This window comes from Rhodococcus huquni (genome assembly GCF_055231055.1).
In genome coordinates this window covers 48,197-60,050 of record NZ_JBUYWE010000009.1, presented here as the reverse complement: position 1 = coordinate 60,050, position 11,854 = coordinate 48,197, and the positions used below count along the sequence as shown (strand labels likewise).

Below are 11,854 nucleotides of genomic sequence, written 5' to 3'. Positions count from 1 at the left end.
GTGTGACGTACTCTCGGCCCCATGAATCGTACGACAGCGCGTGGGGCCGGACTTGCGCTCGGCATCGCAGCAGCAACTTGCGGAGGCCTTTTGCTTTCGCCTGGCACGGCCGCGGCACGACCGCTCACGTGCGTCCAGTCTCCGGGCGGAGAAACGGTGATCGTCGCCGGCGCCGATGCGTGTGGAGCGCGGGCCGATCTCGCCAGCAATGCCGCTGCTCTCGGGAACGCCGGTGTCGGATTCGCGCAGGCCGCAGCATCCGGCGCCGCGCTCGGCGTGGGTCATGCCGGCGGTACGGGCGCAGCCGAGGCGAGTCGCGGAATTGTGGCCGCCTTCGCTCTCGGGCCGCAAAGTGTCGCCATCGGCGCTGTCGACCACCCTGGTCTCTCGGTGGCTGTCAGTGGTCCCCGCGGACAGTCGTTCGTCGGTGCCGCCGACAAGGGGGTCATCTGTGGTGGTGGGCTGTCGGCCGTGGCCAACTTCGGCACCGGCCAGGCCTGCTTCAGCAACGGTGTGCAGACCTGGCACACACCCTGACGTGATACCGGTCACATCTATTCCCTTGTTCTGGTTGACTCGTGGGACCGGAGTTTCGTAACGAAGGGATTGATCATGGCTGATCACGTCTACCGGGTAGTGGAGATCGTCGGATCCTCGACCGAAAGCACCGATGCGGCAGTCCGCAATGCGATTTCGCGAGCGAACGAGACCGTCCGGAACCTCGAGTGGTTCGAGGTCGTCGGGACCCGCGGGCACGTCGAGAACGGCGCCGTCGCGCATTTTCAGGTCACGGTCAAGGTCGGGTTCCGGGTGGAAGCGGGCGACCAGGTGTAGTCGGCGTCCGTTCTTTCTCGCCCCAAACTGGAACACGTTATAGTCTGGTCGTGTCGAGTGACGTAGTGCACAGGTAGGGGAAGAACCGTGACTTATGTGATCACGCAGCCGTGCTGCAACGATGCGTCGTGCGTGGACGTGTGTCCCGTCAACTGCATCCACCCCACGCCGGACGAGAAACCGTTCGCGACCACGGAGATGCTCTACATCGATCCCGAAACGTGCATCGACTGTGGAGCCTGTGTCGAAGAGTGCCCGGTCGAGGCCATCTACGCGGACAACGAGCTGCCGGAAGAAGACGAGCCGTACCTCGACATCAATGCCGAGTACTTCACGAAGTACCCCATCGGCCCCGACTGGCCGGACGTGGTCAAGCCGGTCTCGATCCCGGCGGACCTCGGCACCCTGCACGTCGCGATCGTCGGCTCGGGGCCTGCGGCCTGTTACGCGGCCATGGAGCTGACGGCCAAGCCCCGGATCGAGGTCGATATATTCGACCGGCTACCCACCCCGTACGGGCTGGTTCGCGCCGGCGTCGCACCGGACCACCCCGGAACCAAGGGAGTGACCGATCAATTCCGCTCGGCGGTCGGTCGCCGTAATGTTCGGTGCCATTTCAACGTGGAGGTCGGCGGCCAGATCGCGCATGACGAACTCCTGCAGAACCATCACGCGGTGATCTACGCCGTCGGTGCGGCCGGAGATCGCACCCTGGGAATTCCGGGCGAGGAGCTGGACGGCAGCTTCGCGGCGACCGAGTTCGTGGCTTGGTACAACGGTCATCCCGACTACGCCGACCGTGAGTTCGATCTGAGCGGCCCGCGCGCCGTGATCGTCGGTAACGGCAACGTCGCACTCGACGTCGCCCGCATTCTGGTCACCGACCCGGACGAGCTCGCCAAGACGGACCTCGCCGAACACGCGCTCGCGGCCCTACGTAAGAGCAACATCGAGGAAGTGGTCATCCTCGGACGTCGTGGGCCGGCTCAGGCTGCGTACACGAACCCCGAGTTGCTCGCGCTCGGCCGCATGCAGAACGTCGACGTCGTCGTGGACCCCGATGAGGCGGTCCTCGATGCCGAGAGCCGCGCATTCGTCGACAGCGACGAGTCCGAGCCGTCGGTCAAGCTCAAGGTTTCGCAGGTGGAGGGATTCGCGAAGCGCACGGCCGATCCGTCCAGGAAGCGGATCGTGCTGCGCTTTCTCACCTCACCGGTCGAGTATCTGGGTGACGATGATGGGCATGTCGAGAAGATCCGTCTCGCGGCCAACGACATGGTACGTAGTGAATCGGGCCAGCTCACGGCTCATCGAACGGAGAATGTCGAGGAACTCGAGACCGGTCTCGTCCTTCGTTCGATCGGCTACCGAGGCACGCCGGTGGCGGACGTGCCGTTCGACGACCAGCGTGGCGTGATTCCGAACGAGAACGGGCGCGTGATCGACCCCGAGAGCGGTGCACCCGTGTCCGGCGTCTACGTAGCGGGATGGATCAAGCGCGGCCCCACCGGGGTGATCGGCACGAACAAGTACTGCTCGGCCGAGACCGTCACGATGCTGGTCGACGATTTCGTTGCAGGACGGCTCGAGGCGCCGGACAACCGTGAAGCGCTCGACAAGCTGCTCGCCGAGCGGGCGCCCGAGGCCATCGATTTCCAGGGCTGGCAGCGCATCGACAAGGCAGAACGCGCAGAGGGTAAGGCGACCGGACGGCCGCGGCTGAAGCTGATCAGCATCGAAAGCATGCTCGAGGCCGCCCGCGGCGACGCGTGATCCACCTCGCCGGTATGTAACGAGGGAATTGCTAGGACACCGCATCGTGTGTGTTAATGACACGAAGCGGTAACGATCACGTCGGGGGCGCCGCGAAAGACAGACGTCGTCGAGCAAGGGTGAAAAATGCGCAAGTCACACAACGGTGGAACGACGCGTGGACGCTGGACGTCCCGCGTGGCAATTGCCGCCGTCGGATTGGTCGGCTCGGGTCTGGCATTCACTGCCCCCGTGCAGGCTGCTCCTCTCTTTCCAGGTGGACCGGAGATTCCGAGTGTGCCGATGCCGGAGATGCCTTCCGTACCGGGTCTCCCTTCGGTTCCCGGTCTGCCTGCGCCCGAGGCGCCGGCGAACTTCTCGGCACCTTCGCTCAACCCCGGAAACGGTGAGGTCGTGGGTGTTGCACAGCCGATCATCATTTCCTTCAACGAGTCGATCGACGACCGTGCCGCCGCCGAGCGCGCGATCAAGGTCACCACGGAACCCGAGGTCGAAGGCTCCTTCTACTGGACGAGCGACAGTCAGGTGCGATGGAAGCCCACCGAGTTCTGGCCCGCGCACACGCAGGTGACGGTGAAGGCCGGAGACACCACCTCGAGCTTCGCCACCGGTGACTCCGTCATCACCACCGCGGACGATGCGACCAAGACGATCACGGTCACCCGCAACGGCGAGGTCGTGCGCACCATGCCGACCTCCATGGGCAAGCAGGACCACGAGACCCCCAACGGCACGTACATCGTCGGCGAGAAGTTCCGTGACATGTACATGGACTCCTCCACCTACGGGGTGCCGGTCGATTCGCCCGAGGGCTACCGCACCTTCGTCGAGTACGCGACGCGGCTGTCGTACAGCGGCATCTTCGTGCACGCCGCGCCGTGGTCGGTGGGCGATCAGGGCAACAACAACGTCAGCCACGGTTGCTTGAACGTGAGCACGGAGGACGCACAGTGGTTCTTCGACACCTCGCAGAAGGGTGACCCGGTGGTCGTTCAGAACACTGCAGGTGGTGTTCTCGACGGCTCGGACGGTCTCGGAGACTGGAACCGCTGACAACTGAACATCTACCTGTGAGGGGCCGCTCGATCTTCGGATCGGACGGCCCCTCACGGGTTTCATCTTCCGTGTGCGGTGGATTAACCGACTATTCGTAAACAGTGGTCACACTGCCGCAGTGAGATCGAGTCCCGAGCGGGTGCTGCCGCAATCCGGCAAGGGCGGGTTACGGGGGCGACCCTGGCGTGACTACGCGCTGTTCCTCGCGCTGGTGGGACCGAATCTCGTTCTGCTCGTGGTCTTCACGTACCGGCCGTTGATAGACAACATCAGGCTGTCGTTCTTCGACTGGAACATCTCGTCGCCCGTCGCCACGTTCATCGGTCTCGAGAACTATCGAGAGTGGTGGGGGCGTAGCGACACCTGGCAGATCGTCGGCAACACCGTGGTCTTCACGCTGGCCACGGTCGTGGGCTCGATGATCATCGGTCTCGCACTCGCAATGCTGCTCGACAGGAAGCTGGCCGGGCGAAATCTGGTGCGCTCGGCGATCTTCGCTCCGTTCGTCATTTCCGGGGCGGCCGTCGGTGTGGCCTTCCAGTTCGTGTTCGACCCCAACTTCGGCTTGGTGCAGGATCTGATGCATCGGGTGGGGTTCACCAGCGTGCCGGACTTCTACCAGGATCCGGGCTGGGCACTGTTCATGGTGACGGTGACCTACATGTGGAAGAACCTGGGCTATACGTTCGTCATCTATCTCGCTGCGCTGCAGGGACTTCGGAAGGATCTTTCGGAAGCCGCAGAGATCGACGGGGCCGGGTGGTGGGCGCACTTCCGTAGAGTTCTCCTGCCGCAGCTACGCCCGACCACCTTCTTCCTCTCGATCACGGTGATGCTCAATTCACTCCAGGTGTTCGACATCATCAACGTCATGACTCGCGGCGGCCCGCTCGGCACCGGCACGACGACCATGGTCTACCAGGTCTACAACGAATCGTTCCGAAACTTCCGGGCCGGTTACGGCGCCACGGTGGCCACCATCATGTTCCTGATCCTCCTGGCGATCACGGTCTACCAGGTACGGGTCATGGATCGAGGTGACGGCACATGACGAGCACGGTCGACCACAATCGGCGGCAACGGCTGATCACGCTGCTCGGTTACGGCGCCATGATCTGCGCACTGTTGATCGTCGCGGTGCCCCTGTACTGGATCGTCGTGACGTCCTTCAAGGACAGGCCGGACATCTACACCCAGCCAGCGACCTGGTGGCCTCAGGTGATGAAAACCGAGAACTATTCGGAGGCAACCATATCGGTGCCATTCTGGACGTTCTTTCGCAACTCACTGGTGATCACAAGCGTACTGGCGGCAGTGAAGTTCGTTCTCGGAGTGCTCAGTGCCTACGGGCTGGTGTTCCTCCGTTTCCCGGGCAAGAATCTCGTCTTCCTCGGTGTGATCGCGGCGCTGATGGTGCCGAACCAGATCACGGTCATCTCCAACTACGCATTGGTAGCGGAGTGGGGATGGCGCAACACCTTTCAAGGAATCATCGTTCCGCTGGCGGGCGTCGCATTCGGGACGTTCCTGATGCGCAACCACTTCCTGTCGATACCGTCGGAAATCATCGAGGCGGCGCGCATGGACGGTGCCCGTCACCTACGTCTGCTGTGGCGAGTGATTCTGCCGGTGTCCGGGCCGACCATGGTGGCCTTCGCCATCATCACGATCGTCAACGAGTGGAACGAGTATCTGTGGCCGTTCCTGATGTCGGACGACTCCAGCGTGGCTCCGCTGCCGATCGGGCTCACGCAACTCCAGAACAACGACGGAATCACCAACTGGGGCCCCGTCATGGCGGGAACGGTGCTGACCATGCTGCCCGTCCTCGTCGTCTTCCTTGCACTGCAACGGCACATGATCAAGGGCCTCACCTCCGGTGCGGTCAAGGGCTAGTACGGGCGGCAAGCCCGACAGGACATCAGGAGAGAGCATGACCACTTTCGATCGCCGCGCATTCCTCGGCTTGGCAGGCAGTGCGGCTGCCGGCCTGTTTCTGACCGCCTGCGCAGGAACCGGATCGTCGAACACCGAATCCGGGGATGCGAACACCATCGTGTTCTGGTCGAACCACCCGGGCAAGTCGCAGGACGTGGAGCGCGAGCTGATCGCTCGCTTCGAGCAGCAGAACCCGGGTCTGAAGGTCGACCTGGTCGACGCGGGCAAGAACTACGAGGAGGTGTCGCAGAAGTTCAACGCGGCGCTCTCCGGCGGCGGTCTGCCCGATGTGGTCGTGCTCTCCGACGTCTGGTGGTTCAACTATGCGTTGACCGGCGCCATCACGCCGCTCGACGAACTGTTCGGTGAAGTGGGGGTGGACACGAACGACTATGTCGATTCGCTGTTGGCCGACTACCTGTTCCAGGACAACCACTATGCCCTTCCGTACGCGCGGTCGACGCCGCTCTTCTACTACAACAAGCAGGTGTGGCAGCAGGTGGGCCTGCCCGATCGTGGCCCCGCCACCTGGCAGGAGTTCGCGCAGTGGGGGCCCGAGATCCAGCGCGCTGTCGGCGGCGGAAAACTCGCTCACGGCTGGGGTAACGCGGCGGACTACCTGGGTTGGACGTTCGAGGGGCCCATCTGGACATTCGGGGGTGCTTACTCCAACGAGTGGACGCTGACCATGACGGATGAGAAGACGATTGCTGCAGGACAATTCCTCAGCGACATGATTCACCGAGACAAGTACGCTGCGGTCTCCAACGACATTGCAAACGAGTTCGGGGCCGGCATACTCGCATCGACGATCGCATCGACCGGCGACTTGTCCGGCATCACGAAGAGTGCGTCCTTCGACTTCGGTACGGCTTTTCTTCCGGCTACCGACGGTCAGCCCGGATGCCCCACCGGAGGAGCGGGACTCGCTGTCCCGTCCAACATTTCGGACGAGCGTAAGCGCAATGCGCTGAAGTTCATCGACTTCATCACGAACGGCGCGAACACCGCATACTTCTCGCAGAACGTCGGATACATGCCGGTGCGAAAGTCGGCTACCGAGGACTCGGCAATGAAGTCCTACCTCGACGCGAACCCCAATGCGCGAACGGCAGTGGATCAGCTGGCGCACACACGTTCTCAGGACTACGCCCGTGTGTTCGTTCCGGGTGCCGACCAGATCATCGGCACAGGTCTCGAGCAGATCGCGCTTCAGAACGCGCCGGTACCCGAGGCGCTGAGTGGTGTCGGCGATCAGCTGCAGCAGATCATCGACCGTCAGATCACGCCCAAGCTGCCGAAGTAATGGCACAGGTTCGATTCGACGCGGTCACGCACCGGTACGACGGTGCCGATCACCCGGCGGTCGACAACCTCGATCTCGAGGTCGCCGACGGTGAGTTCCTGGTTCTGGTCGGTCCCTCCGGCTGCGGAAAGTCGACGAGTCTGCGCATGGTGGCCGGTCTCGAGAGCGTCGAGCACGGTCGTATCGAGATCGGCGGCCGCGACGTCACGCACTTGCCGCCGCGAGACCGTGACGTGGCGATGGTGTTCCAGAGTTATGCGCTGTATCCGAATATGACGGTCGCCGAGAACATGGGATTCGCGCTGCGGAACGCGGGCGTCGGAAAGGACGAGCGGGAGGTCAAGGTGCTGGAGGCGGCTCGGCTTCTCGAGCTGGAACCCCTGCTCGGTCGTAAACCCGCCAAACTGTCGGGCGGACAACGGCAACGGGTTGCCATGGGGCGCGCCATCGTGCGAGAGCCCGCGGTGTTCTGTATGGACGAGCCGCTGTCCAACCTCGATGCGAAGCTGCGGGTGACGACGCGTTCGCAGATCGCGGGGCTGCAACGGCGCCTGGGTACGACGACCGTGTACGTCACCCATGATCAGGTGGAAGCCATGACGATGGGGGATCGGGTCGCAGTCCTACGTGACGGCAAGTTGCAGCAGGTCGCCGCGCCGCGGGTGCTCTACGACGACCCGGACAACACGTTCGTCGCCGAGTTCATCGGCTCACCCGGAATGAATCTCGTCGACGCGGCGGTGGCGGATCGCGCGGCCGTCGTCGGCGGACTGACGGTGGCTGTGCCGAACGCCGCAGAGGAGTCCGACAGGATCGTGGTGGGTGTGCGCCCCGAATCGTGGGAATTGGTCGGAACGTGGCGAAAGGACTCGCTGGTCGTCACAGCGGACATGGTGGAAGAGCTGGGTTCGGAATCGTTCGTGTACGGCGACAGCGGTGCGGGCAGGATCGTCGCGCGCGTGGAACGGCACCGCAAGGTGGCGGCGGGCGACACCTTGCAGCTGCAGCCCAAACGGTCGGAGCTGGTGTTCTTCTCGGCGTCCACGGGTGAGCGAATCCGCTGAGGGCGCTCCGCGCCCTGTGAGTGGTTGACGAGTCCAGAGGCTCGTCAACCACTCACAGGGGTTACCAGATCTTGACGCGCTGGTCGGGATCCAGGTATAGCGCATCGCCGGGCTTGACATCGAATGCCTCGTGGAAGGTGTCGAGGTTGCGCACCACGCCATTGCACCGGAACTCGGGCGGCGAATGCGGATCGATCGCCAGGCGACGGATGGCCTCGGCTTCACGGGCCTTGGTGCGCCAGACCTGGGCCCAGCCGAAGAACACCCGCTGGATACCGGTGAGCCCGTCGATGACCGGCGGTTCCTGGCCTTCCGTGGCGATTCGGTATGCGGCGATTGCGATCGACAGGCCGCCGAGGTCACCGATGTTCTCGCCGATCGTGAACTCGCCGTTGACCTTGTGGCCGGGTAGGCCCTTCGGTTCGAACTCGTTGTACTGCTCGATGAGTGCCTTCGTGCGCTTGCCGAACTCGGTGCGATCGTCGTCGGTCCACCAGTCGACCATGTTCCCGTCGCCGTCGTACTTGGCGCCCTGGTCGTCGAAGCCGTGGCCGATCTCGTGCCCGATGACGGCGCCGATACCGCCGTAGTTGGCTGCGTCGTCCGCGTCGGGGTCGAAGAACGGTGGTTGCAGAATGGCTGCGGGGAAAACGATTTCGTTCATTCCCGGGTTGTAGTAGGCGTTGACCGTCTGAGGTGTCATGAACCACTCGTCGTGGTCCACGGGCCCACCGAGCTTGTTCATGTCGCGGTCGTAATCGGACGCATGACCGTTGCGGTAGTTGCCGACCAGATCGTCGGTCGAGATCGCGATGTCCGAGTAGTCACGCCACTTGTCGGGGTAGCCGATCTTGGGGGTGAACTTCTCGAGCTTGCGCAGCGCCGCTTCCCTAGTTGCGGGGCTCATCCACTCGAGTTCGGAAATGTTGCGACGGTACGCTTCTCGAAGGTTGGCGACCAACTCCTGCATGCGAGCCTTCGAGTCGGCAGGGAAGTGCCGTTCGACGTAGAGCTTGCCGACTGCTTCACCGAGAAGGTCCTGGACCAGCGAAACGCCTCGCTTCCAACGCTCACGATTCTCTTCGGTACCGGTGAGCGTGGTGCCGTAGAAGGCGAAGGTCTCCTCCACGAGTGCAGCCGTCAGGTACGGCGCACGGGAGTGGACGACGCGCCAGGTGGCCCAGGCCTTCCACGACTCCAACGGCTCCGATTCCCACAACGACGCGAACGTGGTGAGGAAGTCGGGTTGTCCGACGACGACCTCGGCGAACTGCTCCTTGCTCGCTCCCAAGGCGGAAATCCAGCTTTGCCAGTCGAACTCGGAAGGAAGCTCGTCGAGAGCGCGGAGGTTGTAGCCGAGTTCTGCGTCTCTGCGCTTGACCACGTCCCAATGCCCCGCCGCGATCTTCGTCTCCAGCTCGAACACCGTGTTCGCGTCGTAGGAGACGCCGGCGAGGTCGAACATCTTGCCGATGTGTGCCACGTAAGCGGTGCGGATGTCGGCGTAGCCGTCCTCGCGGTAGTACGACTCGTCCGGCAACCCGATCCCGGACTGGGCGAGGTGCACCACATACCGCGAGGAGTCCTTGGCATCGGTGTCCACGTAGTGGCCGATTCCGCCGCCGACACCCGTTCGCTGCAGCCGGCCGAGCGCGCCTGCCAAGGCGGACCTGTCTTCTGCTGACGCCACCGAGGAGAGCTCCTCCGCGATCGGCGCGAGGCCGGCGGACTCCACTGCCTCCTCGTTCATGAAGCTCGAGTAGAGGTCACCGATGCGCTGGGCATCGGTGCCGACCTCGGCCCCGGAGGAGGCGGCCTCGGTGATGATGGTCTGGACGTCGACCTCGGCCTTGTCGTACAGCGTTCGGAAGGCGCCGTCGACGGCCCGGTCGGCGGGAATCGCGTACTCCTCGAGCCAGCCGCCGTTCACGTGAACGAAGAGATCGTCCTGTGCGCGGGTCTGCTCGTCGAGATGGGTGAGGTCTATGCCGGAATGCTCAGCCGTGGTCATGTCTCCTGTCTACCCGACCGTCACGACGCGCTCCACAATTAACTCGGTGCACGGAGAGATCAGACGTCGATCCCCAGGTTGATCACCGCGAGGTAGCCGTCGTCGCGCTTCGCGGTGGTCATGAGACCGGTGTCGTCGTAGATGCCGTCGTTCGAATTGTTGGTGTTGCTCTCGCGCCCGGTGTGCTCGTTGTAAGGCGTCTGGGCGTTGATCTCGTCGATGAGTGCCTCGTCGAAGTACAGCTGAGTGGTGAGGACCGTTTTCTTGTCGACGTGCACCTTCACGTGAATATGAGTGGTCCGACCCTGGTACCAACCTGGGAAGATGGTGGTGAACTGGGCGATGCCGTCGGCGTCGGTGGGTTGGGCGCCGCGTAGATAGGTGCCGTCGTCCGTGGTGGTGGCTTCGGAATCGCCGGAGCTGTACGAACCGTTCGACGTCTCGCCGGACTCGGACATGCCGCCCTGGCCGCCGCCTTCGGGCGGGCCGTTGCCGTCGCCCGGCGGCGGACCGCCCATGCCGCCGGCGGGTGGACCGCCCTCACCGCCGCCGTTGGCACTGGTCGAGCCCGATTCGAAGCCGGAGTACACCCCGCCCGCGTCGCAATGCCAGATCTCGACCACCGCACCCGACACGACGGATGCGCCCGATCCGTCGGCAGGGCATCCGGTGACGTCCTGGACACGCAACGCCAACTGGAGCTTGGTTCCGGGCCGGTCCTCGCGAATGTCGGTCCTGATCGAGTCGACGTCGAACCAGTACGGTCCCTGAGTTTCCTCGACGGTCATCACACAGTTCGGGGCCTGCGCCAGTAGGTCGGCAACGCTGGAACCGGCCGATCCGGTGGTCGTCGCGGCTGCCGCAGAAGCGCTCGATGCCGTGGTCGTCGAGTTTCCACCGCTGCACGCCGCGATGAGACCGCCGAGACCTACGGTTCCGCCTAGCGCGAGTGCGCGGCGACGACTGACCCGTGTGCGGCTGTCCTGCACGTCCTTGTTCACCATGTACCTCCATGATCGTGGCTGATGATTCGATCGTGGTCGGTGAAACTCCGGCGTACCTGGACGCAGGCTGTGAACTTCCTGTGGGCCGAACCGGCGGTCAGCCGCCGATGCGTGAGTGCATTTCCCACACGATCAGCTCTGCGCCCTCACGGGACGTGACTTCCTGACCGCCCGAATTGGTCAGCCGGACCGCGTCACCTTCGTACAGTTCCCCGATACCTTCCATGTCCGCAGTGCCCTGTGCGACGAATACGTGCAGGTAGGGGGCCTCCGGCAAGGTGATGGGCTGATTCGGAAGCACGCGGGCCACGTGCATGGCCGCGTTCTTGTTGTTGATGCGGATCGCGGCGTGGTCCTTGTAGGCGCTCATTCCGGACGCGATGGGAACGAGGCCGCCTGAGAGCAGTTCGTGATCGACTTCCAGCTGCTCGTAGCCGGGTGTCAGACCCGCTTCGTCGGGAACGATCCACATCTGCACGAAACGCACCGGTTCGTGCTTCTGATCGTCGTCACGAATCCGCCAGCTGTCGTTCTTCTCGGAGTGCATGATGCCTTTGCCTGCACTCATGCGCTGCGCGAGTCCGGGGTAGATGATCCCGGAATGCCCGATCGAGTCCTGGTGCACGAGCGAACCCCTGAGTACCCAAGTGACGATTTCCATGTCCTTGTGCGGGTGGGTTTCGAAACCGGCATCCGGCAGCACGGTGTCGTCGTTGTTCACCAACAGCAGGCCGTGGTGGGTGTTGTCGGGGTCGTAGTGGTGCCCGAACGAGAACGAATGCTTCGAATCCAACCAGGAGACCCGGGTTTTCAACCGATCACCGGCGCGATGAACGTAGACGTGCGGGGTGGTGACTGTCGGCATGTC

11 protein-coding genes are annotated in these 11,854 nt (G+C 63.6%); 8 read left to right on the top strand and 3 right to left on the bottom strand.

Annotated features, from left to right (window positions below):
- Positions 1-21: 21 nt before the first annotated feature.
- From ACZI8R_RS16385 to ACZI8R_RS16350, 8 genes are all read left to right on the top strand, one after another.
- The gene (locus tag ACZI8R_RS16385) at positions 22-537 is read left to right on the top strand and encodes a DUF6764 family protein (RefSeq protein WP_463380708.1); all 516 of its coding nucleotides are present in this window, start codon (positions 22-24) and stop codon (positions 535-537) included.
- 75 nt (positions 538-612) lie between these two features.
- Positions 613-834: a dodecin gene (locus ACZI8R_RS16380; protein ID WP_463380707.1), complete on the top strand. Its 222-nt coding sequence runs from the start codon at positions 613-615 to the stop codon at positions 832-834.
- A gap of 87 nt (positions 835-921) precedes the next feature.
- Positions 922-2,607 (top strand): FAD-dependent oxidoreductase, encoded by a 1,686-nt coding sequence (locus tag ACZI8R_RS16375; RefSeq protein WP_463380706.1) that lies wholly within the window; start codon positions 922-924, stop codon positions 2,605-2,607.
- Positions 2,608-2,733: 126 nt separating this feature from the next.
- Positions 2,734-3,660: a L,D-transpeptidase gene (locus tag ACZI8R_RS16370; protein WP_463380705.1), complete on the top strand. Its 927-nt coding sequence runs from the start codon at positions 2,734-2,736 to the stop codon at positions 3,658-3,660.
- 82 nt (positions 3,661-3,742) lie between these two features.
- Entirely contained in the window at positions 3,743-4,714 is a 972-nt protein-coding gene (locus ACZI8R_RS16365) for a carbohydrate ABC transporter permease (protein ID WP_463380826.1), read from the top strand.
- A complete protein-coding gene (locus tag ACZI8R_RS16360; RefSeq protein ID WP_463380704.1) occupies positions 4,711-5,559 on the top strand; it encodes a carbohydrate ABC transporter permease in 849 nt (282 codons plus the stop codon). Before ACZI8R_RS16365 ends, ACZI8R_RS16360 begins: the two co-directional genes overlap by 4 nt.
- Before the next feature lie 37 nt (positions 5,560-5,596).
- Entirely contained in the window at positions 5,597-6,907 is a 1,311-nt protein-coding gene (locus tag ACZI8R_RS16355; protein WP_463380703.1) for an ABC transporter substrate-binding protein, read from the top strand.
- Complete coding sequence (locus ACZI8R_RS16350) at positions 6,907-7,971, top strand: ABC transporter ATP-binding protein (protein WP_463380702.1); 1,065 nt, start codon at positions 6,907-6,909, stop codon at positions 7,969-7,971. The genes ACZI8R_RS16355 and ACZI8R_RS16350 overlap by 1 nt, the downstream gene beginning before the upstream one ends.
- A gap of 61 nt (positions 7,972-8,032) precedes the next feature.
- Here the strand turns inward: ACZI8R_RS16350 and ACZI8R_RS16345 are convergent, their stop codons facing one another.
- The 3 genes from ACZI8R_RS16345 to ACZI8R_RS16335 form a co-directional block, all read right to left on the bottom strand.
- On the bottom strand, positions 8,033-9,982 hold the full coding sequence (locus ACZI8R_RS16345; protein WP_463380701.1) for a M13 family metallopeptidase: 1,950 nt from the start codon (positions 9,980-9,982) through the stop codon (positions 8,033-8,035).
- 59 nt (positions 9,983-10,041) lie between these two features.
- Positions 10,042-10,983, bottom strand: coding sequence for an intradiol ring-cleavage dioxygenase (locus tag ACZI8R_RS16340; protein WP_463380825.1), 942 nt, complete (start codon positions 10,981-10,983; stop codon positions 10,042-10,044).
- Positions 10,984-11,083: 100 nt separating this feature from the next.
- On the bottom strand, positions 11,084-11,851 hold the full coding sequence (locus ACZI8R_RS16335) for a pirin family protein (RefSeq protein ID WP_463380700.1): 768 nt from the start codon (positions 11,849-11,851) through the stop codon (positions 11,084-11,086).
- Between the last annotated feature and the right edge of the window lie 3 nt (positions 11,852-11,854).